This is a genomic window from Streptomyces sp. NPDC001750 (assembly GCF_042892615.1).
In the GTDB taxonomy this organism is placed as follows: Bacteria; Actinomycetota; Actinomycetes; order Streptomycetales; family Streptomycetaceae; genus Streptomyces.
In genome coordinates this window covers 193,591-215,184 of record NZ_JBIAUE010000011.1, presented here as the reverse complement: position 1 = coordinate 215,184, position 21,594 = coordinate 193,591, and the positions used below count along the sequence as shown (strand labels likewise).

Below are 21,594 nucleotides of genomic sequence, written 5' to 3'. Positions count from 1 at the left end.
GCTTGGGCGCGCTGATCCGCGACGGCCGTCGTCAGTGCGTGCGGATCGTGAGCCCGGCCTGCTCGGCCGCGTCGAAGGGGTCGTCGACGGCGACGACGTCCCGGCCCGCGGCGTCGAGCAGGGAGGCGGCGATGGCGGCGCGCATGCCTCCGGCGCAGTGGACCCACACCTGTCCCGCGGGGATCTCGTGGAGGCGGCGGTGCAGGAGGTGGACGGGAATGTGGACCGAGCCCGCCACATGGCCCGCCGCCCGTTCGGACTCCCGGCGGACGTCCAGTACGACGATGCCGTCCCCGGGGTGCTCCGCGAGATCGGCGAACGTGGCTCGCGGGAAGGAGGCCGGGGCCTCGCCCTGCCGCACCCATCCCGACGGTTGTCCGGTGGCCGCGGAGGCCGGGCGGTCGATGCCGACCCGCGCCAGTTCGCGCTGGGCGGTGGCCAGCTGCTCCGCGGATTCGGCGAGCAGGGTCACCGGCTTGCCCCACGGGATCAGCCAGGCCAGGTAGGTGGCGAGCTGCCCCTCGGCCTCGAAGTTGAACGAACCGGCGACATGGCCTTCGGCGAACGCGACCCGGTTGCGCAGGTCCACCACCCACTCACCGGCGGCGAGCCGGGCGGCGATCTCGTCGGCGTCCGCCGGGGCGGGCGGGGTCAGATCGACCGGGGCGGGGCCCGCGGCGTTGGCCGGTCCCATGTGGGCGTAGTACGCGGGGATGTCGTCCAGGCCGGCCAGCAGATCGGCGACGAAGGTCTCCACGTCACGGGTGAGCGCCTCGTTCGACGCCTTCTCCTCGCCGATCGTGGTGGACTCGCCCGCCGCCTGCCGTGACGAACAGAAGCTGCCGAAGCCGTGGGTCGGCAGTACCGCCGCGTCGTCCGGCAGCTCGTCCGCCAGGCGGTGCGCGGAGGCGTGCTGCGCCCGGGCGAGGCGCTCCGTCAGCCGCGGCTCGACCAGGTCGGGCCTGCCCACGGTGCCGATCAGCAGCGAACCGCCGGTGAACACCATGACGGCCTTGCCGTTCTCTTCGAGCACGTACGAGGTGTGGTGCGGGGTGTGGCCGGGCGTCGCCAGCGCGCGCAGCGCCAGGCCGGCCTCGGCGTCGATCTCGCTGTGGTCGCCGTCGTGCACGGGCACGCGGTCGTAGGAGACGCGGGCCCCGGCGGGGACGAGGTAGGCCGCGCCGGTGAGCCGGGCCAGCTCCAGACCGCCGGTGACGTAGTCGTTGTGGAGGTGCGTCTCGACGACGTGGGATATCCGCACCCCGCGCCGCGCGGCCGCCGCGATCACCTGGTCGATGTCACGGGGCGGGTCGACCACCACGGCCGTCCGCTCGCCGCCCGCCAGGTAGCTGCGGTTGCCGAGCCCTGCCACCTCGATCGTGTCGACGAAGAACATGGGCACTCCCTTCCAGTGATTGCATTTACCCCCCGGGGTATGTGACGACGATAGCACGATACCCCCGGGGGTATTTTTCGGGGCGGAGTGAGCCCGGTGCGCGCCGAGACCGAGTGCATCGCGAGGGAGCGCATCGCGAACGACCGGGTCGCGACGCGCTCGGACCGCCGAGTGCGTCGCGACGGCCGTGACCTGCTGACGGGCGGCCGCGACGCGTTCACGCCGGTCGGCGTCGGCCTGCTCGTCCGGTGCGCCGAGCCGCGCGCCGTGAAGGCCGCCGAGGCGCCGACGGACCGCACAACAACACACCGGCCCCGGGACGGAGTTGGCCCATCAGTCCGAGCAGGGTGGAACGACACGAGGACTCCTGGTACCGCAGCCGGCCCCCGGACAACCGCTGCATCTGCCAGGAGTTCCCACCGCGTCACCCGCCCGGCCGGGCAACCTCCTCAGGTACCCCCGAGCCGTACATGGAGTTCTTCGGCAAAACGCGTCAGGTAGACGCCGTGGACGATGGTCCCGGGAGACTGGTAGCCCCTGTGCTCCGGGTCCGAGACGTCCTCGTCCCACGGCATTACGCGGTCCGGAAGCAGTGGCGCATGGCCCAGATACATCTGCGCGGCCTCTTCCCACCGCACTTCCCCCGCGATCACCGAGCTCCATAGCCCGCAGCCCTGCCCGACCACCCACATGCACAGATCCTCGGTGCTGTCTTCGGACCAGACGTCCCCGTCCACGCTCACGCCTTCCGAGAAGTCGGCCAGCGAATCCGCCGCGGACTCGTACGCGAGCGCGAAGGCTTCAAGGACTTTCCGCGGCTGGGACTCCAACCACGATTCCAGGGCGGACAGACGCGGTCGTGTCGCTTCCAGGACCTCCCAGAACCAATCAGGAACGTGATCCGGTCCCATTGCGGCTCCCGTGTCGATGGCTGCGGTACCCGCCCGACCGTACAGCGGGGCGGAGTCCCCCGGACACTCCCGGACTTCACCGTGGGTGTGCCACCGGACTTCTTCCGGGTTCGGCCGGGGATCCCAAGTCCCGCGCTCCTCGGGCGAGCGAGTGCGCCGACCGTATCGATCACCACTGACATGGCGTCACCGCGGTGCTCGCCGGTAGAAGCGCCCGGTCACACCGACCGACCACGCACACCTCGATGAGGATGCCCGAGTCTCGCCGTGACGGGGCGGCCCGGGCGGAGGGGTTCTGGCGACGAGAGGACGACAGTGCTTCTTGCGGTTCACGGACGGCCGAGCACCCTCACCTGTTGAGGAACTCCGCGCACCGGTACGGGCCCAGCGCGGCGCCCTCGGACGGCAGCAGGGTGACCTCCACGTCATCGGTCCTGACCTCCGGAGCGAGTACGGACTGGGCGCGCGCCAGCGTGCACACCAGTTGCCCCGTGCCCTGGTCGCGTCCCGTCCCCGCGTAGGCCCCGAAGAGGTGCAGCGTCACGTGGGTCCCCTTTCCGGTCGCCGTGAAGCCGGGCAGCTCGACGAACGAGGTGAGACCGTCCGCCCGGCCGTTGGGCGGCGGCCCCACGAGAAGCAGTTTCACCACCGCGGCGAGGTTCTTGATCTCCCTGTCGCCCACGGGCACCGCGCGCAGTCCGCCGGCGGTCGCGAAGTACAGCCGTGCCCCGTGCGTCAGCCCGGACGCGGGCTCGCCCGCGCCCACCACTCCGGTCGGCTGGACGCCGCAGCCGGTGAGGACGATTCCCAGCGCGACGGCCAGACCCGTGAACCGGCCCCTCATTCCGCTTCCCCTTCCCCACGTCGCAGAGGCAGCCGCAGTGTGAACACCGCGCCGCGGCGCGGTCCGTCGGCCGCATCAGCCATGTGAACGATGCCGGCCGCATCCGCCACATCGGCCGCATCAGTCGTATCGGGCACGTCGGACACGTCGGCCGCCCTGGCCGGATGGGCGCCCGCGGCCACATCGGTAACGGCGGCCACGTCGATCGTGCCGCCGTGCAGCCGTGCGTTCTCGAGCGCGATCGCCGTACCGAGGCCGCTGCCCTGCCCGTCGGCGGCCACGCCGCGCGTACGGGCCGCGTCCGCCTTGTAGAACCGGTCGAAGACCCGCTCCCGGGCTTCCGGCGGCAGCCCGGGGCCGTGGTCGGCGACCTCCAGCGTCACCCACTCCCCGCCGTCCCCGTCCGCCGCGCGGGCCGTCCCGAGGGTCACGGTGACCGGCGGGGCCCCGTGCCGCAGCGCGTTGCCCACCAGGTTCGCGACGATCACGTCGACGCGGCGCCGGTCGACCACCGCCCGCAGCCCTTCGGGAAGGCGCGTCTCCACCCGGTCCGCCCAGCCGCGCAGTGCCAGCGACGCCCGCACGGTGTCGGCCAGATCCGTCTCGGACGCGTTCAGCCGTGCCGCCCCGGCGTCGAAGCGGGAGATCTCCATCAGGTCCTCGACCAGCCGGGACAGCCGTGCCGTCTCCGCGCCCACGGTGCGGGCCGCCCGCGCGGCGTCCGGCGGCAGTTGGTCGGCGTCCTCCTCCAGGACGGTCGCCACCATCGTCATCGCCGCGAGGGGCGTGCGCAGTTCGTGCGACACGTCCGCCACGAAGCGGCGTGCCTTCGCCTCCTGCTCGCGCAGTTCCGCGTCGGAGGTCTGGAGCGCGTCGGCGGTCTCGTTGAACGTCCTTGCCAGGTCGGCGAGTTCGTCGTGCCCCGTGACGGCGACCCGGCTGCCGAGGTCTCCGCCCGCGAGCTCCCGGGTGGCCCGCCCCAGCTTCCGTACCGGGCGAAGGACCGTCCCCGCGGCCAGCAGCGCCAGGACCGCGGCCAGCAGCACCACCGGCACGGTGCCCGCCCGCACGGAGTCCAACAGGGCGGCGGTGTCGTCGCGTTCGGCACGCAGATCCGTGATCGCGTAGACCTCCAGGCCCGAGGTGCCGCGGTCCCCGTCGGCGTACGTCACGGGCATGCCGACCACCAGATAGGGCTCGCCCCGCCACGTCACCCGCTGGAACCAGGCGCCGCCCCCGGTCGTCACGGCGGCCCGCAGGTCGACCGTGATCCGCTCCCTCGTGTCGGCGAGCGAGTCGGAGACCGCGACGAGGTCCTGGTACCGGGCGACCACGACGCGGGCGCCGAGACCGTCGGAGACCTTCGCCGCGAACCGGGACAGCGACTCCTGGTCGGGCGGCAGGTCGAAGTCGGCGGCGACCGCGCCGGCCCGGTCCCGCAGGTCCTCCACGGCGGTGTCCTGGGTGCGCCGGAGCACGGCGGTGCGGGCTTCCCGGTAGGCGAGCGCGGTCGCGGTCACCGCGCTGACGAGGGCGACGAGGACGAAGACGACGACGAGCCGGGCACGCAGCCCGACCAGGAGCCGCCACGGGCGCGCCGCCGAGGCGACGCGCCGCCCGCGACCACCGCCGCCCGCCCCGTTCCGCCGCTCTCCCCTGTCCCCGCCCGGGCTTGTGCCCCGTTCCTTCCCGCTCCCGCGCTTGCGGCTTCCACGGTTCACAGCGGCCCGAACCGGTAGCCGAAGCCGCGCACCGTCTGTATGTACCGGGGCTTGGACGGTACGTCCTCGATCTTGGCCCGCAACCGGCCGACCGCCGCGTCCACCAGCCGGGAATCGCCCAGGAACCCGTGGTCCCAGACGGATTCCAGGAGCTGCTCGCGGCTGAGCACCCGGCCCGGGGAGGCCGACAGCTCCAGCAGCAGCCGCATTTCGGTGGGCGGCAGCGGGACGGGGGTGCCGCTCTTGGTGACGGTCAGCCCGGCACGGTCGATCACCAGCCCGGCGAGATCGCCGTCCGCCCCCCGCCGCGCCGACGGTTCCGCACGCCGCAGCGCGGCCCGGATACGGGCCTGGAGGACGGGCGCGGTGACGGGCTTGACGACATAGTCGTCGGCGCCCGCCTCCAGCCCCGTCACGATGTCGTGGTCGTCGCCGCGCGCGGTCAGCATGATGACCGGCAGGGTCGCCGAACGGGCGCGGATGCGGCGGCACACCTCGAAGCCGTCCATGCCGGGCAGCATGAGGTCCACGACGGCCAGTTCGACCCGCGCCCCCTGTTCCCCGGCCAGCAGGGCGAGAGCCTCCTCGCCGGTGGCGGCGGTGTCCACCCCGTACCCGTGCCGGCGCAGCACGAGCTCCATCCCGTCCCGTACGGACACGTCGTCCTCGATCAGCAGCACATGAGGCATAGGGCCGATTATGACCACGCCCGAACCTCTCGCGCCCAGCCCGAACGGCGGCCGATCCGCAGGTCGGGGGGCATTGTTACGTTCCCATCATGTGGCCATGGACGGATCATCGACATCGGCGGCGAACGTGGGGCGCATGAACTTCCTCAGGACGAACCCCCGCGCCACCGCAGCCCGGTGGCGGACGGCCGCTTTCGTGGCCGTGCCCGTGCTCGCCCTCACCGTCGCCTGCGGCGGCGGGGACGACGGCGCCGGCGGGACGAAGACGCACGACACGATCGCCGACGTGCCCGAGGCGCCGACCGGGAGCGGCGCGAAGGACGAGAAGAAATCGGGCGGTCCCGCCGCGGGCAAGAGCGAGTTCTACGACGCCCAGATGAAATTCGTCCAGTGCATGCGCGCCAAGGGCGGCTACAAGGACTTCCCCGACCCCAAGCTCAGCGGGTACCTCGACTGGGACAAAATCACTGTGATCGGTGCCCAGCCCGGCCGCAATGACGGCATCAAGGCCGGCAAGAACGACGCCTGCGTCGACGAGTTGCAGGCCGCCATGAACGCCGAGCCCGAGCGGGACCAGCAGAAGGACTACGAGTCCATGCTCGCGCACGCCAAATGCATGCGCGACAACGGCGTCTCCAGGTTCACCAACCCGACCATGAGCGGTGGCAACGCCCAGCCGGGCGGCGACCCGAACCCCGCGTCCCCGTCCATCGACCTGGACTCGCCGACGTACAAGAAGGCCCGCGAGGCATGCGAATCGAAGCTGCTCGACGGTCTGGACGGCATGCAGTGAAGCGCGGCACCCTTTCGATCGTGCTCGGAGCCGTGGCCGTCACCGCGGTCGCCGGGGCCTTCCTGCTCCCCGACCGCGGGGGCGACACGGGCACCTCGGGCAAGGGCGACGACCTGCCGCCCGCCACCGCGACCGTCGTACGCACCGACCTCGTGCAGTCCAAGACGGTCGACGGCAAGCTCGACTTCGCCCAGCGCCGCGCGGTCAAGTCCGCCGTCGAGGGCACCGTCACGGTGGCCGCTTCCGAAGGGAAGACACTGACCATGGGACAGGCCCTGTACGAACTGAACGACAAGCCCGTCACCCTTCTCTACGGACCGGTCCCGATGTTCCGCGAGATGAAGGTCGGCGACCGCGGCACCGACGTACTCCAACTGGAGCGCGCTCTACGCGACTTGGGGTACGGGGCGAACCTGTACGTCGACACGCGGTACGACACGGACACCGAGGCCGCCGTCAAACGGTGGCAGAAGTCGCTGAACCGTGACACCACCGGCAGGGTCGGCCAGGGCGACGTCGTCTTCCAGCCCGGCCCGGTCAAGGTGGTCTCCGCCGACGCGGCGCTCGCCGACCAGGTGGGCCCGGACACGCCGGTCCTGACGATCGCCTCCACCAAGCCCGTCGTACGGGCGCAACTCGACCAGACCGACGGCGCGCTCACCGCACGCGGGACCAGGGTCGAGGTCACCCTGCCGAGCGGGAAGACCGTGTCTGGCGACGTCGCAGGGACGGTACGCCCGGAGGACTCCGCGGCCGGGGGCGGTGCCGGCGCGCAGGAGGGCATCACCGTCGAGGTCGTCCTGGACGGCGGGGTGAAAGCCGCGTCCGGCGAGGACACCGCGGTGTCGGCGAGCGTGAAGTTCGTCAGCGAGGCGCGCAAGGGGGTCCTCGCGGTCCCCGTCGAGGCGGTCGTCGCGCTGCGGGGCGAGAACGGCGGCTACGGCCTCCAGGTCGTCCGGGGCACCACTTCGACCATGGTGCGGGTGGAGACGGGCATGACCGCCGACGGGCTGATCGAGGTCGGCGGACCGGACGTGCGCGCGGGACTGAAGGTCGGAGTGGCGAAGTCATGACATGGAACCCGGTGATCGAACTGCGCGATGCCGGCAAGTCGTACCCCGGTGGTGTCCACGCGCTGCGTGGAGTGAACCTCACCGTCGAAGAAGGAGAAATGGTCGCCGTGGTCGGCCCGTCCGGCTCCGGCAAGTCCACGATGCTCAACATCATGGGCACTCTCGACAAGCCCACCACGGGCACCGTCCGGGTCGCCGGATACGACGTGTCCGAACTCTCCGACTCCCGGCTCTCCGCGCTGCGCGCCCGCCACATCGGCTTCGTGTTCCAGCACTTCCACCTGGCGGCGGGGCGCGACGCGGTGGACAACGTCGCCGACGGGCTGCTGTACGCGGGCGTACCGCTCGGCCAACGGCGTGCGCGTGCCCGGGAGGCGCTGGCCGAGGTGCGGCTGGACCACCGCGGCGCACACACGCCGAACGAGCTGTCGGGCGGCGAGAAACAGCGCGTGGCCATCGCCCGCGCCCTGGTGGGAAACCCTCGGCTGCTGCTGGCGGACGAGCCGACCGGGGCGCTGGACACCGCGTCCGGCGAGATCGTCATGGAGTTGCTGCACGAGCTGAACGCGTCCGGTACCACCATCTGCGTGATCACCCACGACAACGAGATCGCGGACGCGCTGCCGCGCCGGGTCCGGTTCAGGGACGGCGAGATCGTCGCGGACTCGCGTGCCGGCACGCGGCGCGGCGCGCGCGCCGACACAGGACCCGCCGTGCGTTCCGGCGCGGGACCGGCCGCTCGCTCCGTCGCGGGACCGGCCGCCCGCTCCGGCGCGGAGCCCACCGCCCGCTCCGGCGCGGGATCCGGCCCAGGACCCGCCTGCCGTAGGGAAGAAGAGGCCGGTCGGTGAAGAACGACCTCAGACCGTCCCGCCTCCCTCTCAGCGACATCGTGCGCGTCGGCGCGTTCGGCCTTCGCGCGCGCCGTGCGCGTGTGGTGCTCTCGGCGCTCGGCATCGCCATCGGCATCGCGACGATGGTCGCGGTCGTCGGTCTGTCCGAGTCGAGCCGTGCGGACCTGATGGCCCGGCTCGACCGCCTCGGCACCAACCTCCTCACCGCCGAGGCGGGCAAGGACGCCATGGGCCAGGCGGTCAAGCTCCCCAAGAACGCGGTGGCGATGGTCGAGCGTGTCGGCCCGGTGCTGCACGCCACGGCCACCGCCGACGTCGACGCCCGGATCCGACGCAGCGACGTCGTCCCCGAGGAACGCACCGCCGGCGTCACCGCGCAGGCGGCCCGGCTCGACCTGCTGTCCACGCTCGGCGGGGAGGTGGACAAGGGCGCCTGGCTGGACCCGGCCGGTGAGCGCCTCCCGACGACGGTTCTCGGGGCGGTGGCGGCGGAGCGCCTCGGCATCACCCGCACCGGCGAGACGGTCATGATGAACGACATCCGCGTCGTGGTCGTCGGCATCCTCAAGCCGCTCGAACTCGTGCCCACCCTGGACCGGGTGGCGATGGTCGGATTCCCCGCCGCCGAACGCCACTTCGGCTTCGACGGCCACCCCACCACCATTTTCGAGCGCTCCACGGACGCCTCGGTGGAGGACGTGCGGGCGGTCCTGGCCCGCACCATCAGCCCCGGGGACGAGGCGGGTGTCAAGGTCTCGCGCCCCTCGGACGCGCTGGCCGCCAAGGCCGCCACCGACGAAGGACTGACGACCCTGATGCTCGGCCTGGGCGCGGTGGCCCTCCTGGTGGGCGGTGTGGGCGTGGCGAACACCATGGTCATCTCCGTCCTGGAGCGCCGCCAGGAGATCGGTCTGCGCCGTTCGCTGGGCGCGACCCGCAGCGCGATCCGGCTCCAGTTCCTGGCGGAGTCGCTGCTGTTGTCGGCGCTGGGCGGCGTGACGGGCGCGCTGCTGGGAGCGGCGGCGACGTACGGCTTCGCGCGGGTCCAGGAGTGGACCGCGGTGGTTCCGCCCTGGTCCCTGGCGGGTGGTCTGGCCGCCACCCTGCTGATCGGCGTGGTCGCGGGCCTCTATCCGGCGATCCGCGCCTCCCGCCTCCACCCGACGGTGGCCCTGCACGCGACGTGAGCCAGCGGCGTACGGGGTGAGGGGGAGCGGTCACGGGGTGGCTCGGGTGGGACGGTGCGCCGTGCACGGCTCCCGGCGGGGGCGTGGCGCACGGGCACCCAGGCGGGCCGGTGCCCCGTACACCTTGGTGGGGCGGTGCCCCGTACATCCGCCCGCCGCCGGGCGTGGAGGCGCGGTGACCGTCGTGCGCCGGTCCGCGGCGGAGCCGCCACCCCGATTCCCCCGCCCGTGGGCCCAACGGGCCCACGGGCCCACGGGCGGGATCCGCCGGCGCGCGCGGGCGGGGCGATCAGCCGACGAGGGCCTCCCAGGTCTTGGGCCCTGCCAGGCCGTCCGCGCTCAGGCGGTTGAGGCTCTGGTACGCGCGTACGGCGGAGTCGGTCGTCGTCCCGAAGCCGCCGTCGACGGCGAACCCCGCACCGTGCTTGTTCAGCACCGTCTGAAGGGCGCGCACATGCGATCCCGAGCTGCCCCGCCGGAGCGAATGGACCAGGGCCGGCCAGGTCTTGGGACCGACCTGACCGTCCGCCATCAGGCCCTCGGATGACTGGAACTTCTTGACGGCCTTGACCGACACCGTTCCGTAGGCGCCGTCGGCGCTCAGCGCCGTGCCGCGCCGGGTCATCAGATACTGGACGGCCCGGACGGTCGCTCCCGCGGCTCCGGGGTCGATGGCGGGCCAGCCGCCGCCCAGACGCACACCGCGCGGAGAGGCACGCGCGTTGCGTTGGCGAGAGCATGTCAGAGATGCCGATGGTGCTCCAGGGACCAGGGACCAGGGACCAGGGGGCCAGAGCCGGATACGTCGACAGCGGTTCGTGCCGCGCCACCCGGTTCCCGTGCGGATGAGGAAGAAATCGCCTGTTCTCCGTTTTTGGCGTTCTCCTCCCGGGACCGGGCGGCGGGCTCTCTGTCGTAGCGGCGGAACCGAGCATGGCACCCTCACCGCGCTCGGGCCTCTCGGCATGTTGCACAAACTCCGACGTCGCTGCTTGCCGCGATTGCGCAGAGACGAGTCTCGGACCGTGCTTCAGGATGTGCGATCAGACAAGGCGTGAGCCGGATGAAACATCCGGTTCACCGTGACGACATCGGGAGTCCGCTGTGCTCTGGAGAAGACTGCTCGTCCCCCTGACCTCGCTCCTGCTCCTGCTGACGGCTTCTGCCGGCGCGGGAGCGGCAGCGGCGTCCACCGGTTCCCCCGCCGGTGCCAGTGCCGAGGCGGCCGCGGCCGACTACGGCGCTCCCGGCCCCTACGCCACCGCGGTGGAGGTCGGGGCGGTGACCACCCTGTACTACCCGCGTGACATCGCGACCAGCGACCGCCGCCACCCCGTGATCGTGTGGGGAAACGGCACCTTCGCCTTCCCGGTCGTCTACCGCGACCTGTTGCTCCACTGGGCCAGTCAGGGCTTCATCGTCGCCGCCGCCAACACCCCGCAGTCCAACCTCGGCATCTCCATGCGCGCCGGGATCGACATGCTCACCCGTCGCAACGCCGACCACGGCAGCCCCTTCCACGACCGTGTCGACCTGGAGCACATCGGCGCGTCCGGTCACTCGCAGGGCGGCGCCGCCGCCATCGTCGTCGGCTCGGACCCGCGCATCGACACCGTCCTGCCCATCCAGCCCGGGCCGCTCGCCGACATCGACGACGTACACGTACCCGCGCTCCTCCTGGCCGGGCAGAAGGACAGCATCGTCTTCCCCTTCATGGTCAAGGCCTTCTACAACGACGCCGACCACATACCGGCCATCTACGGGGAACTGCGCGGCGCCGATCACCTCACGGTCGTGGGCGACCCCGGCCCGTTCGCCGCGCCCACCACCGCCTGGTTCAAGGCACACCTGATGGGGGACCAGACGGCGAGGGCACAGTTCTTCGGGGCCGACTGCGGGATCTGCACCGACAGCGGCACCTGGTCCGACGTCCGCCGCAACGACCTCGCGAACCGGTGACCCGCTCCCGGAGATCCCTTCCGCCGTGACCGGCGGCCGTCCCGATCCACGCCGCCCGCCCCTGACGCTCCCGCGACCAGGGGCGGCCGGCCCCCGTTCGCACATGGAAGGACCGCCATGGACCTCATAGCGACCACCGGGCAGGGCAAGGTCCGAGGCCGTTTCCACAACGGGATCGCCACCTTCCTCGGCATCCCCTACGCCGCCCCGCCCTTCGGCGCCCACCGCTTCCGCGCTCCCGCCCCGGCCGAGTCCTGGGAAGGGGTACGAGACGCTCTGGAGTACGGGCCGACCGCCCCCAAACGCCCCTACCGCCCGCCCCTCGACCGGCTGATACCCGATCCGAGCATCGCCGGGGACGACTGTCTCAACCTCAACGTCTGGACCCCATCCGTCGGCGAGGGCCGGCTGCCCGTCATGGTCTGGATCCACGGGGGTTCCCTGCGCAACGGCTCGGCGAACCTGCCGCTCTACGACGGGGGCGCCTTCGCGCGCGACGGGGTGGTCCTCGTCTCCGTCAACTACCGGCTCGGCGTCGAGGGGTTCGGGGTCTTCCCCGACGCCCCCCTCAACCGGGGCCTCCTCGACCAGATCGCGGCCCTGATCTGGGTCCGCGACAACATCTCCGCCTTCGGCGGAGATCCGGCGAACGTCACCGTGTGCGGGGAGTCCGCCGGCGCGATCAGCGTCGCGGCCCTCATGACCAGCCCCGGCGCGGCCGGGCTGTTCCACCGGGCGATCCTGCAGAGCGGCCCGCCGCACACGGTGTCGCGCCGCGAGGGCGCGAAGACCGTACGCGCGATGGCGAAGAGACTGCGGATCCCGGCCACCGCCGAGGCGTTCGCGGCGGTGGACCGAGACCTGCTGCTGGACGCGCAGGCCGCCGTCGTCGACCGGTCCGACCCCATCGGCGGCGGTCCCGGCTTCCACATCGTGGTCGACGGCGACGTGGTGCCCGCCGCCCCGCCCCTTCCCGAGGCCGACCTGCTGCTGGGCTGCAACCGGGAGGAGTACCGGCTGTGGTTCGTACCCGGCGGAGCCGTGGACCGGATCAGCCGGCTCACCCTGCGGCTGGCACTGCTGAAGATCCGTGTCCCGCAACGCGTGGCACGCCTGTACCGAGCCACCCGGCCACACGCCAAACCCGGTGAGATCCTGGGAGAGATGGCCACCGACCTGCTGCTGCGGGGGCCGCTCAACCGCCTCGCCGACTCCCGGCCCGCCCGCACCTTCGTCTACGAATTCTGCTGGCGCTCGCCCGTGATGGGACTCGGCGCGTGCCATGCGCTGGAACTCGGCTTCGTCTTCGACAACCTGCGCGCTGCCGAGGACCTGACCGGGCCCGGCGCGCCCCAGCCACTGGCCGACGCCATGCACCGGGCCTGGGTCGCCTTCGCCACTACCGGACAGCCGGGCTGGTCCGGCTGGAACGCGGACCGGCCCGTCATGGTCTTCGACCACCCCGGCGCCGGCCCGGTCCTCGCACCCCGGCACGAGGAACTCGTCGCCTGGCTCTGACAGATGACAGGCCGAGCGCTCGCCGTCGCCGGCCGTGGTTCATCCGCCTTCCGCTGCTCCTGCGGATCCCTGCCATCCGGTGACCCCGCGGTGATCCGCGGGCCCGGCCAGGTCCCTGGCGACGAGCGCCGCCTGGATCAGCCGCGCCTGCGCGGGAACCGCGAGGTCGAGGCCCGTCAGCGCGCTCACTCGCTGCAACCGGTAGTCGAGGGTGTTGCGGTGGACGCACAGCTCCGACGCCGTCTGGCGGCGGTTGAGCCCCCGCTCCACGAACACGCGCAGCGTCTCAAGCAGGTACGGATGCTCCTCCAAGGGGTCGAGTTTGGCCGCCAGCCGCACCAGGCCGTCCCCGGGGCGCGCGAGCTGGTGCTCCAGCAGCACGTCGTCGAGGCGGTAGCACCCGGGCGGGCGTCCCAGACGCCGGACGAGATCCAGCACGCGGCCGGCCTCCTGTGCGGCCGAGGGGATGGCCGCCGGTACGGAGGAGCGGGCGGCGGCGGCGCGCACGGGCTGTCCCACGTCCTTCTCCAGCCGGGCCACCAGGCCCGGCACGTCGGACCTGCCCGGCAACAAGGCGATCCGAGCGACGTGGTCCATCAGCACAGGGATCCCGGTGAAGGCGTCGAGCGAGGACTGCACCAATCTGCTCGGCGGGTCGGACTCGAACGCGAAGGCAACCACCTCGTACTCACCCACCACGGCCACCCGCGCCACGCCCGCCAGTTCCTCGTACGGCCGTCCTGCCAGCAGGGCGCCGAGCAGGGCCCGCCGTACGCGCTTGTCCTCGCTGTGGAGGTCCTCCCGGGCGTTCTGGTGGGCGAGGACGACCGCGGGCAGCGCGGCGTGCAGGCAGGCGAGCAGTTTGCCGCCCGCTCCGGCCAGCTCACCGGGCTCCGCTACCTCGGTCAGCGTCTGCCACCACACCTCGGCGCCGATCAGGTACGCGGCGATCACCGCCTCCAGGGGGACGCGCTCCTCGGCCCGGCGCGCCGACCACTCGATGAGCCGGGTCAGATCGCCCGGCCCCATCGGACCCCCGTCGCCGTCGCGCAGTGCCCTGAGCAACAGCGCGTGCACCGCCGCGATGGACCGCGCCACCTCGCCCTGGAGGGTGGCGGGGGGCAGCGCCCCGTAGAACGGCGCCTCCGCCGCGCAGCGCGCGACCACGACGGCGGTGAGGTCACCGACCCGGGCGGCCATCCGGGCGTGCAGGTCCGACATCGGCGCATCGTCACACCGCCCCGGCCGTGCCGTCAATCGGCGCCCCCGGTCCGGCGGCGGACGCGGCCCCATGCCCCGTACCTGAGGCGAGCCACTGTGTCACGAGGCCACATCTGTACGCACCGACGGTCACCCGTGCCGACTGCTCGACGACCCCGCAGTGCGGGCACGCTTCGACGGTGGCCGGCGCCCGGGGCGAGCACCGGCCGGTGATTCGACACGGCCTCGTGGCCGGGTGCGCGTAAATCCATGCGTCAGGGTGAGAAGGACGACCCGTCGGGTGGACCTCCATGGAGGCGGCGGGATGTGTCGCGTCGTCGGGGCAGGGCGGGGTTCACGGGCCCGGCTTGACCCTCACCCTGCGTGAGGCTGAAGGGTGGGGCGCATGAGCGACTACTACAACGCGTTCGAGATGAGTCCCGTGCCCGATCCCGGCCCGGATGCGGTTCCGCCGGAGCCGTTCCGCGGCATCTATGGAATGCCCGCGTTCGTGACGATCCCCACGAGCGATTTGGCGGCGTCGGTGGACTTCTGGACTCGTGGGCTCGGGTTCTTCGAGCTGTTCGGCATCCCCGGCACGCTGGTGCATCTGCGCCGGTGGGCGTTCCAGGACGTACTCCTCGTCACGGCGGCGAGCGTTCCGGAGCAGCCACCAGCGATGAGCTTCAGTTTCGCCGGCGTGCTCAGCCAGGTCGATTCCCTTGTCGAGGCCTGTCGTGCGTTGCGCCCGAACTCGGTCGACGGTCCGCGGGACACTCCCTGGAACACCCGCGACGTGGAGGTGATCACCCCCGAGAACGCACGGATCGTTTTCACCGCGGCGAAGCCCTTTGATCCGGCCAGTCAGGAGGCGCGGAACCTTGAAGCCATCGGGATCACCCCACCGGGCGACGGCCGCGGCGACAATGGGGAGCATGCCTGATGCCACTGCCGCCGATGGCCTGACGGTCGGTCAGGTCTCGACGCGTCTGGACGTGACAGTCCGCGCGCTGCACCACTGGGACGAGATCGGTCTGGCGCGGCCGTCGCTGCGCACGGCTGCCGGATACCGGCTCTACACCGCCGGTGATCTGGAACGGCTGCACCGCATCGTCGTCTACCGTGAGCTCGGTCTCGGCCTGGACCGGATCCGGGCCGTCCTGGACGACTCGACCGCGGACGTGCCCGGCGCATTGCGCGCGCAGCGCACCCAGGTCGCTGAACGGATCGACCGCCTCCAGCAGCTCAGCGCCGGACTGGATCGGATGATCGGCGCCCACGAGCGCGGCCTGCTGCTGACCGTCGAGCAGCAGGCCGCGATCTTCGGCCCCCAGTGGAACCCGGACTGGCCCGCCCAAGCCCGTCAGCGCTACGGAGACACGACGCAATGGCGGCAGTACGCCGAACGCTCCGCCTCTCGAGGCCCGGAGGAATGGCAGACCATCGCCGACGCCATGGCCGACCTCGACCGTGCCCTCGGGGATGCGATGGACACCGGCGTCACACCTGGTAGCCCGGAGGCGAATCAGCTCGTCGAGCGGCACCGCGAAGTCTTTGCTTCGTACTTTCCCCTCACCAGGCAGATGCAGGTCTGTCTCGGCCGCATGTATGAGTCCGATCCGGCATTCGCCGCCCACTACGACGGCACCCGCGCCGGCCTCGCCACGTGGTTCCGTCGAATCATCGACGCCTGCGCGCGTGCCCACGGCATCGACCCCGACACCGCGACCTGGCAGTAGAGCGGGTCCGGAGGCCTGCATCCGTGCGGGCGTCCGGACCGGACGACGCTCCTTCCGGGCAAACCTTGCCGGTCACGGCACTAGACGCTTCGTCCGGTGTTCCCCGGCACGCCGCGCTCCACGGCGTCCATGAAGTCCAGCACGAGGCGGTTGGTTCGCTCGGCGTGGTCGATCTGAGGTCCGTGCCCGGTATCGGCCAGGATCTCGGCCCGCGCGCCCGGAAGCAGTCGCGGCACGCGCTCCGCCTGCCGTTCCGGGTGCACGAGCAGGCTTCGCCTGCCCATGAGGAGATACAACGGCGTGCTGACGCTCGCCAGTTCGGCGTCGGACAAGGGGAGGGGAGCAGGGCGGCGTATCCGGTAGGCGCGGACCCCGGACCTGATCATGGTGCGCAGTTCCGGTACGACGAGCACCGGCTGCTCCAGCCACGAGGCCAGGCGGGGTCGCAGCGCCTTGGGGGCGAAGGTGGCGAAAAGGCTCGCGAAGATCCAGACGAAGAAGCGCAGCCCCACCTTCTCCAGGCCGCCCGGGTCGAGCAGCGTGACCGAGGCCAGGCGCTCGGACCTCAAGTGCGCCTGGTTCAGGGCGAGCCAGCCGCCGTACGAGCTGCCGACGAGGTGGACCCGGTCGAGCCCGAGCCCGGCGAGGGCCTCGTCGAGCCACTGCGCGGCGTGCTCGGGCCGGTGGATGGGGGCGCGTTGGGCGCTGCGCCCGGGGTCGCCCGGGGTGTCGAGCGCGTAGACGGGCCGCTCCCCGCCGAGGACCGCGGTGTTCGGGTACCACATGGCGGAACAACTGCCCGCGCCGTGCACAAGGACGACAGGAGTGCGGTCGCGGGCGGCCGGGTCGGCGGGGTCGTAGCGGTAGACGTGCGTGGTCGCGAAGGACGTCTCCACGTCCCCCTCCCAGGACGCGGGTGCGCCCAGCGCGTAGACCGCGTCGCAGGCGGCGAAGTAGCGCTCGCGCGAGGCATCGCTGACGAAGCGGCCGACATCGGCCTGGGGACGGGCTGCTGCGGACGGGGACACGGCCACCTCCCGGGTAGTCGATCTTTGTGATACGACCGTACCACGATGGTGGTACGGTCGTATCATCAAAAGGGCGGGAGGACACCTGCGCACTGCCGGCCGAGGAGCGGAGAGCCGAACGATGCCCAAGCGCGTGGACCATGAGGAGCGAAGGACCGAGATCGCGGCGGCACTCGTCCGCGCCGCCGGACGGCTCGGCCTCCACGCGGTGGGGATGCGCGACGTGGCGGCGGAGGCGGGCGTGTCCCTCCGGCTGGTGCAGTACTACTTCGAGTCCAAGGAGAAACTGCTCCTCTTCGGGCTCCGGTATCTCACCGAGCGCTTCGGGGAACGGGTGGCCGCCCGGGTACGGGCCACCGGGACCGATCCGGGAGCGCGCGCGGTCATCGAGGCGCTGCTGGCGGCGGCCCTGCCCGTCGACGAGGAGAGCCGCGTCTTCCACCACCTGTACACCTCGTACGCGGTCCTGGCCGTGACCGACGCAGCCCTCGCCGCCCAGCCGTTCATCAAGGACCCCGACACCGCCGAGGACACCGTGGCCGGTCTGCTCGGGCAGGCGGCGGAACAAGGTCGCCTGCGGCCCGGCGTGGACCCCCGTGCGGCGGCGGCCGGGCTGCTCGCCATGTCCGCCGGGCTCGGCACCGGAGTCCTCGTCGGCCAGCGCAGTGCGGAGTCGGCCGCCGAGGTGCTCGCCCACCACCTGGACCTGATCTTCCTGCCCGGGCCCGCCGAAGCCTCCTGAGGAGCCGCCCGTGCCCCGCCCCCCCCGGAGCACGCCCGACTCGGTCGATGCCGTGCCGTTGAACGTGCGCCGTCGGGACGAGAGGGCTGCCGGCGACCCGGGGGCCTTACCGGGCTCCGCCTGCCCCGACGGCCGAGGGCCACCCGCCGGACAGAGCCTCCCGCATGGCCTCGACGGCCGCGGCAGGGTCGTAGCCGTCGGGGACGCCCTCGACCAGGACGATGCCGCCGTCGATGTGCCGCGAGCGCAGCGGTGCGATCTCCCGGTACGCGGGGGAGTCCCACCAGGCCCGCGCCTCGCGGATCCCGGGGAAGCCGATCATCACGACCGTCCCGGGCCGGCTTCCCTCCATCACCTCGTGCCGCGTCATGTGCACGAGGCAGCGGCCACCGTACGGTTCGAAGGTGCAGGGAAGACGCTCGATGTACTCGGCGATCTCCGGGTGCGGGGCGGCGTCCCGCAGGTGGGCAATGACGTAGGCGGGCATGGCATCGTCCTTCGCGTCGGTCTCCCTACGACGGCGATCGTGGCACCCCGGCGCGACGGCGGGCGATGACACGGAAGGTCATTGACGCCGTTGGAACGGGTCGTCACCACCGGAGCGCCGCCCGGCGAGCCGCATGGGTCGACTTCCATACCGCCTCCACCAACCGGAAGGGAAGTGGCATACGGACAGAGGGAGTTGATCCGGCTCCACTCCGCGCTCATAGTGATGTGCGGATGCCGGATGCCGGATGCCGGTGTCGGGCGGGGTTCGGCGGGAGGGCGCGGGGATGAGTTTCCGGCTGGCGGCGTACGCCGTGTGCATCGAGGACGGGCGGGTGCTGCTCGCCCGTCATGTCCCACCGGAGGGCGAGAGCAACTGGACTCTCCCGGGCGGCGGGGTCGAACACGGGGAGGATCCGTTCGATGCGGTGATCCGGGAGGTCGCCGAGGAGACCGGCTGCGCCGCGGTGGTCGATCGCCTGCTGGGCGTGGACTCGCGAGTGGTTCCCGCGGGCGTCGCCCGTGCGGGGGTCGAGCACCAGAACGTCGGCGTCTTCTACCGGGTCCGCATCACCGGCGGCCGGCTCCGGCCCGAACCGAACGGTGAAATCGCCGAGTCGGTCTGGACCGCGATCCCCGATGTCGCTCGTCTGCGCCGGTCATCGCTCGTGGACATCGGACTCGCTCTGGCCCGGACCCTTCCGGTGACCGGCCACGTCGCGCCCGTTCGCGTCGGCGGCCTGGTCCAGCACTGAGGCTTGACGAACATCCGCCGGGCCTGTCTGCTACTCCGGCGACGGCCGCGAGAGGCCGACCAGGAGTGCCTGGGACGTCCGGAGGTGCAGCGCGGCGAGCTGCGGCAGATCCTGCTCGACTCGCTCCCCGCCGGCACCGAGCCGGATCCACTCGGCGCGGCGGTTGCGGATGGTGGCAGCCGAGCTCGTGTCCGTAATCGCCTGGTAGGAACAGCCGAATCGCGGGAGCTGCGGCATCTTGTCGAAAACGACCCGGTCGCTGATGCGGGGGCGACGGCAGCCCAGCGGATGCGTCGGCGCGTAGGCCGATCGCTCAGGCAACAGGGCGATGAATTGGTTCCGGAGTGGTTCGTTCAGCCATGATGGCAGTACAGGCACAGGTCTCCCCGGTGGTTACAGAGGGCCGCAACTCCATGATCGCCAAGACCTGCGCCAGCTTCGCTACGGCGTGAGCGTGTGATCGCACAGAACACGTGTGACTGCGCGGAACATCGGAGCAGGCCGCTCACTTGAGTCGGGCGTGCGGCCCGGATCGGTTTCGGCGCGGTCCATGTGCGGGCGGTTCTTCTCCTGCGGCGGTCGACGCCCCGCGGGGGGCATCGTGATCGAGCAGCGGCCGTGGACATGGCGCACGCCGCGCGCTCGATCGCGCGTGGCCGTCGGGCCGTCATGACGACGGAGTCCTCGCCTTCGGGCCCCTGATGGCGGGGCAGCCTCCCGCTCGCCGAGGGGCGTAGGACGTACGGGACCCGTCAGTGGCCGTCGCTGCCTGAACGGCGACTCCTTCGGCTCGGGAAGTCGACGACGTTCGCCAGTTCGTCGGCCGAATCGGACGTCAGACGGTAGAACCCCTGGAGGCTGATCGCGCGCTCCAGTCGGCCGTCCACGACGTACTTCAGACCGCGGGTCCGCCCTCGGCGGTTGCGCCAGGTGAGTCGTTCCAGGAGCTCACCGGGTATCGGCAGGTCGAAGCGCACGGGCGTCGCGTCCACGTGCACCGCGGTGGCGCCGCAACCGTTGGCGCCGAGCACGGACCAGTCGGCGTGTCCGGGAAACGCCGGTTCCTGCCATGTCGCGGGGGCGGATCCGCAGCAGGCGCGCCGTTCCAGGTCGATCACCCGCATCCGGCTCACCACGAACACCTCGCGCCGGTTGACGTGCAGCGCGTACACCTCGTCCCCGGCGCGGGCACCCGACCAGGCGGGAAGGGAGGCGTGGATCCCGCTGAAGGCGACCGGCGGCCGTTCGCCCACCCGGCCCTCGTTGCGCAGGGCACGGCAGGTGTCATGGGTCCACAGGACGGTGAAGGCATCCGACATGCCGTGATCGTACGAACGAGGACTGACAACCTCACCGGACCGCCGGTCATCGATCAACGTCCGCTCCGCACGGAGCGTCACGGGGCGCGCCCGTGCGACGGGCCTCGGCCGCTCCTTCCGGCCCGGGAGACGGACCGGGCATCTGAACCGTATTGCACCGTATTGTTTAATTGTTGACGTGAATGCGCCGCGCGAGGCTCGCACACCTCACTCCACGGCACGACTTGTCACGAGGTGTGAGCGGAAGATGAACGAAGGAGCCAGTTCAAAGTGAAGGCTGCACGCTACTACGACCGTGGTGACATCCGTATCGAGGACGTTCCGGAGCCCACTGTCCGGCCCGGCACCGTGGGCATCGATGTCGCGTACTGCGGGATCTGCGGTACCGACCTGCACGAGTACCTCGACGGACCGATCTTCGTCCCGCCGGCCGGCCACCCGCACCCGGTCTCGGGCGAGTCCGCGCCGGTGACGCTCGGCCACGAGATGTCCGGCGTCGTGTACGCGGTGGGCGAGGGCGTCGAGGGCCTGAAGCCGGGCGACCGCGTCGTCGTCGAGCCCTACATCCTGCGTCCCGAGGTCGACACCAGCGAGAACAACCCGACTTATCACATCTCGCCCGACATGAACTTCATCGGGCTGGGCGGCCGCGGCGGCGGGCTCGCGGAGAAGATCGTCGTCGAGCGCCGGTGGGTCCACCCGGTCGGTGACGTCCCGCTGGACCAAGCTGCCCTCATCGAGCCGCTGTCGGTGGCGTACCACGCGTTCGAGCGCTCCGGTGCGAAGGCGGGCGACTTCGCCCTCGTCGGCGGCGCCGGTCCCATCGGGCTGCTCACCTGCGCGGTGCTCAAGGCGATGGGCGTCGAGGTCGCGGTCAGCGAGCTCAGCTCGCTGCGTCGGCAGAAGGCGCTGGACGCCAAGGTCGCCGACCACGTCATCGACCCCGCCACCACCGACGTCGCCGAGGAGGTCCGGCGCCTCACCGGCGGCAAGGGCGCGGACGTGGCGTTCGAGGCCACGTCCGTCAATGTCGTCCTCGACACCCTGTTCGACGCGGTCAGGCCGGGCGGTGTCATCACCGTCATCTCGATCTGGGGCAAGCCGGCGTCGATCGACATGCAGAAGCTCGTCCTCAAGGAGGTCGACCTGCGCGGCACGATCGCCTACGTCAACTCCCACCCGCAGACCATCAAGCTGGTGCAGGAGGGGCGCGTCGACCTGGCGCCGTTCATCACCAAGACGATCGGCCTGGACGACCTCGTCGCCGACGGTTTCGAGACCCTGATCCACCACAACGAGACGGCCGTCAAGATCCTGGTGGACCCCAACCTCTGACCGGCCGTCGGACCGGCCCACGGGTTACCGGGGCTCGTTCGTCAC

At 71.7% G+C, this 21,594-nt stretch carries 20 protein-coding genes and 2 pseudogenes; 11 read left to right on the top strand and 11 right to left on the bottom strand.

Annotated features, from left to right (window positions below; translation table 11 throughout):
* Positions 1 to 31 precede the first annotated feature (31 nt).
* The 5 genes from ACFYY6_RS19390 to ACFYY6_RS19370 form a co-directional block, all read right to left on the bottom strand.
* Positions 32 to 1,396, bottom strand: a complete 1,365-nt coding sequence (locus tag ACFYY6_RS19390) for a rhodanese-like domain-containing protein (RefSeq protein ID WP_386607843.1) — start codon at positions 1,394 to 1,396, stop codon at positions 32 to 34.
* Positions 1,397 to 1,845: 449 nt separating this feature from the next.
* On the bottom strand, positions 1,846 to 2,307 hold the full coding sequence (locus tag ACFYY6_RS19385; protein WP_351517060.1) for a hypothetical protein: 462 nt from the start codon (positions 2,305 to 2,307) through the stop codon (positions 1,846 to 1,848).
* 349 nt (positions 2,308 to 2,656) lie between these two features.
* Positions 2,657 to 3,151 carry a hypothetical protein gene (locus ACFYY6_RS19380; RefSeq protein ID WP_386607841.1) on the bottom strand — a complete coding sequence of 165 codons (495 nt, stop codon included), beginning with the start codon at positions 3,149 to 3,151 and terminating at the stop codon, positions 2,657 to 2,659.
* Positions 3,148 to 4,872 carry an ATP-binding protein gene (locus ACFYY6_RS19375; RefSeq protein WP_386607839.1) on the bottom strand — a complete coding sequence of 575 codons (1,725 nt, stop codon included), beginning with the start codon at positions 4,870 to 4,872 and terminating at the stop codon, positions 3,148 to 3,150. The genes ACFYY6_RS19380 and ACFYY6_RS19375 overlap by 4 nt, the downstream gene beginning before the upstream one ends.
* A complete protein-coding gene (locus tag ACFYY6_RS19370) occupies positions 4,869 to 5,561 on the bottom strand; it encodes a response regulator transcription factor (protein ID WP_351624494.1) in 693 nt (230 codons plus the stop codon). Before ACFYY6_RS19370 ends, ACFYY6_RS19375 begins: the two co-directional genes overlap by 4 nt.
* Positions 5,562 to 5,697: 136 nt before the next feature.
* Between ACFYY6_RS19370 and ACFYY6_RS19365 the strand changes: the two genes are divergently transcribed.
* From ACFYY6_RS19365 to ACFYY6_RS19350, 4 genes are read left to right on the top strand one after another with little or no spacing between them, the layout of a single operon-like run.
* Positions 5,698 to 6,354 carry a hypothetical protein gene (locus ACFYY6_RS19365; RefSeq protein WP_351624535.1) on the top strand — a complete coding sequence of 219 codons (657 nt, stop codon included), beginning with the start codon at positions 5,698 to 5,700 and terminating at the stop codon, positions 6,352 to 6,354.
* Between the two features lie 20 nt (positions 6,355 to 6,374).
* Positions 6,375 to 7,427: a peptidoglycan-binding protein gene (locus tag ACFYY6_RS19360; protein WP_388652968.1), complete on the top strand. Its 1,053-nt coding sequence runs from the start codon at positions 6,375 to 6,377 to the stop codon at positions 7,425 to 7,427.
* A complete protein-coding gene (locus ACFYY6_RS19355) occupies positions 7,424 to 8,278 on the top strand; it encodes an ABC transporter ATP-binding protein (protein WP_351624492.1) in 855 nt (284 codons plus the stop codon). Before ACFYY6_RS19360 ends, ACFYY6_RS19355 begins: the two co-directional genes overlap by 4 nt.
* On the top strand, positions 8,275 to 9,468 hold the full coding sequence (locus ACFYY6_RS19350) for an ABC transporter permease (protein WP_351624490.1): 1,194 nt from the start codon (positions 8,275 to 8,277) through the stop codon (positions 9,466 to 9,468). Before ACFYY6_RS19355 ends, ACFYY6_RS19350 begins: the two co-directional genes overlap by 4 nt.
* 289 nt (positions 9,469 to 9,757) lie before the next feature.
* Here the strand turns inward: ACFYY6_RS19350 and ACFYY6_RS19345 are convergent.
* A pseudogene (locus ACFYY6_RS19345) lies at positions 9,758 to 10,174 on the bottom strand (peptidoglycan-binding protein); the annotation flags it as partial.
* Between the two features lie 398 nt (positions 10,175 to 10,572).
* Between ACFYY6_RS19345 and ACFYY6_RS19340 the strand changes: the two are divergent.
* Together ACFYY6_RS19340 and ACFYY6_RS19335 are read left to right on the top strand one after the other, a co-directional pair.
* Complete coding sequence (locus ACFYY6_RS19340; RefSeq protein ID WP_351517052.1) at positions 10,573 to 11,427, top strand: alpha/beta hydrolase; 855 nt, start codon at positions 10,573 to 10,575, stop codon at positions 11,425 to 11,427.
* Between the two features lie 117 nt (positions 11,428 to 11,544).
* Positions 11,545 to 12,945, top strand: a complete 1,401-nt coding sequence (locus tag ACFYY6_RS19335; RefSeq protein ID WP_388652961.1) for a carboxylesterase/lipase family protein — start codon at positions 11,545 to 11,547, stop codon at positions 12,943 to 12,945.
* Between the two features lie 39 nt (positions 12,946 to 12,984).
* Here the strand turns inward: ACFYY6_RS19335 and ACFYY6_RS19330 are convergent, their stop codons facing one another.
* Positions 12,985 to 14,166, bottom strand: a complete 1,182-nt coding sequence (locus ACFYY6_RS19330; protein WP_351517050.1) for a helix-turn-helix domain-containing protein — start codon at positions 14,164 to 14,166, stop codon at positions 12,985 to 12,987.
* Between the two features lie 385 nt (positions 14,167 to 14,551).
* On the opposite strand from ACFYY6_RS19330, the gene ACFYY6_RS19325 reads away from it, so the two are divergent.
* Together ACFYY6_RS19325 and ACFYY6_RS19320 are read left to right on the top strand one after the other, a co-directional pair.
* Positions 14,552 to 15,088 (top strand): VOC family protein, encoded by a 537-nt coding sequence (locus tag ACFYY6_RS19325; protein ID WP_351517049.1) that lies wholly within the window; start codon positions 14,552 to 14,554, stop codon positions 15,086 to 15,088.
* Positions 15,081 to 15,884 carry a MerR family transcriptional regulator gene (locus ACFYY6_RS19320; protein WP_351624486.1) on the top strand — a complete coding sequence of 268 codons (804 nt, stop codon included), beginning with the start codon at positions 15,081 to 15,083 and terminating at the stop codon, positions 15,882 to 15,884. The genes ACFYY6_RS19325 and ACFYY6_RS19320 overlap by 8 nt, the downstream gene beginning before the upstream one ends.
* 80 nt (positions 15,885 to 15,964) lie before the next feature.
* Here the strand turns inward: ACFYY6_RS19320 and ACFYY6_RS19315 are convergent, their stop codons facing one another.
* Entirely contained in the window at positions 15,965 to 16,918 is a 954-nt protein-coding gene (locus ACFYY6_RS19315; protein WP_389194331.1) for an alpha/beta fold hydrolase, read from the bottom strand.
* A gap of 115 nt (positions 16,919 to 17,033) precedes the next feature.
* Here ACFYY6_RS19315 and ACFYY6_RS19310 point away from each other — a divergent pair, with 115 nt between their 5' ends.
* A complete protein-coding gene (locus tag ACFYY6_RS19310; RefSeq protein WP_351517044.1) occupies positions 17,034 to 17,654 on the top strand; it encodes a TetR/AcrR family transcriptional regulator in 621 nt (206 codons plus the stop codon).
* A gap of 106 nt (positions 17,655 to 17,760) precedes the next feature.
* Here ACFYY6_RS19310 and ACFYY6_RS19305 read toward each other — a convergent pair whose 3' ends face one another.
* Positions 17,761 to 18,141: a DUF1330 domain-containing protein gene (locus tag ACFYY6_RS19305; protein WP_351517043.1), complete on the bottom strand. Its 381-nt coding sequence runs from the start codon at positions 18,139 to 18,141 to the stop codon at positions 17,761 to 17,763.
* A 286-nt stretch (positions 18,142 to 18,427) separates the two neighbouring features.
* Between ACFYY6_RS19305 and ACFYY6_RS19300 the strand changes: the two genes are divergently transcribed.
* Positions 18,428 to 18,895: an NUDIX domain-containing protein gene (locus ACFYY6_RS19300; RefSeq protein WP_351517041.1), complete on the top strand. Its 468-nt coding sequence runs from the start codon at positions 18,428 to 18,430 to the stop codon at positions 18,893 to 18,895.
* Between the two features lie 135 nt (positions 18,896 to 19,030).
* On the opposite strand, the pseudogene ACFYY6_RS19295 reads toward ACFYY6_RS19300, so the two are convergent.
* Positions 19,031 to 19,273 (bottom strand): annotated as a pseudogene (locus ACFYY6_RS19295) (IS5/IS1182 family transposase); the annotation flags it as partial.
* A gap of 374 nt (positions 19,274 to 19,647) precedes the next feature.
* A complete protein-coding gene (locus ACFYY6_RS19290; RefSeq protein ID WP_351517040.1) occupies positions 19,648 to 20,214 on the bottom strand; it encodes a hypothetical protein in 567 nt (188 codons plus the stop codon).
* Between the two features lie 270 nt (positions 20,215 to 20,484).
* Between ACFYY6_RS19290 and ACFYY6_RS19285 the strand changes: the two genes are divergently transcribed.
* On the top strand, positions 20,485 to 21,549 hold the full coding sequence (locus tag ACFYY6_RS19285) for a 2,3-butanediol dehydrogenase (protein ID WP_351517039.1): 1,065 nt from the start codon (positions 20,485 to 20,487) through the stop codon (positions 21,547 to 21,549).
* Positions 21,550 to 21,594: the final 45 nt, after the last annotated feature.

Bases quoted from the DNA above. Each gene is read 5' to 3' on its own strand.
- ACFYY6_RS19390 (WP_386607843.1), bottom strand. From the start codon at position 1,396: ATGTTCTTCGTCGACACGATCGAGGTGGCAGGGCTCGGCAACCGCAGC.
- ACFYY6_RS19385 (WP_351517060.1), bottom strand. From the start codon at position 2,307: ATGGGACCGGATCACGTTCCTGATTGGTTCTGGGAGGTCCTGGAAGCG.
- ACFYY6_RS19380 (WP_386607841.1), bottom strand. From the start codon at position 3,151: ATGAGGGGCCGGTTCACGGGTCTGGCCGTCGCGCTGGGAATCGTCCTC.
- ACFYY6_RS19370 (WP_351624494.1), bottom strand. From the start codon at position 5,561: ATGCCTCATGTGCTGCTGATCGAGGACGACGTGTCCGTACGGGACGGG.
- ACFYY6_RS19365 (WP_351624535.1), top strand. From the start codon at position 5,698: ATGAACTTCCTCAGGACGAACCCCCGCGCCACCGCAGCCCGGTGGCGG.
- ACFYY6_RS19355 (WP_351624492.1), top strand. From the start codon at position 7,424: ATGACATGGAACCCGGTGATCGAACTGCGCGATGCCGGCAAGTCGTAC.
- ACFYY6_RS19335 (WP_388652961.1), top strand. From the start codon at position 11,545: ATGGACCTCATAGCGACCACCGGGCAGGGCAAGGTCCGAGGCCGTTTC.
- ACFYY6_RS19330 (WP_351517050.1), bottom strand. From the start codon at position 14,166: ATGTCGGACCTGCACGCCCGGATGGCCGCCCGGGTCGGTGACCTCACC.
- ACFYY6_RS19325 (WP_351517049.1), top strand. From the start codon at position 14,552: ATGAGCGACTACTACAACGCGTTCGAGATGAGTCCCGTGCCCGATCCC.
- ACFYY6_RS19320 (WP_351624486.1), top strand. From the start codon at position 15,081: ATGCCTGATGCCACTGCCGCCGATGGCCTGACGGTCGGTCAGGTCTCG.
- ACFYY6_RS19310 (WP_351517044.1), top strand. From the start codon at position 17,034: ATGCCCAAGCGCGTGGACCATGAGGAGCGAAGGACCGAGATCGCGGCG.
- ACFYY6_RS19305 (WP_351517043.1), bottom strand. From the start codon at position 18,141: ATGCCCGCCTACGTCATTGCCCACCTGCGGGACGCCGCCCCGCACCCG.
- ACFYY6_RS19300 (WP_351517041.1), top strand. From the start codon at position 18,428: ATGAGTTTCCGGCTGGCGGCGTACGCCGTGTGCATCGAGGACGGGCGG.
- ACFYY6_RS19290 (WP_351517040.1), bottom strand. From the start codon at position 20,214: ATGTCGGATGCCTTCACCGTCCTGTGGACCCATGACACCTGCCGTGCC.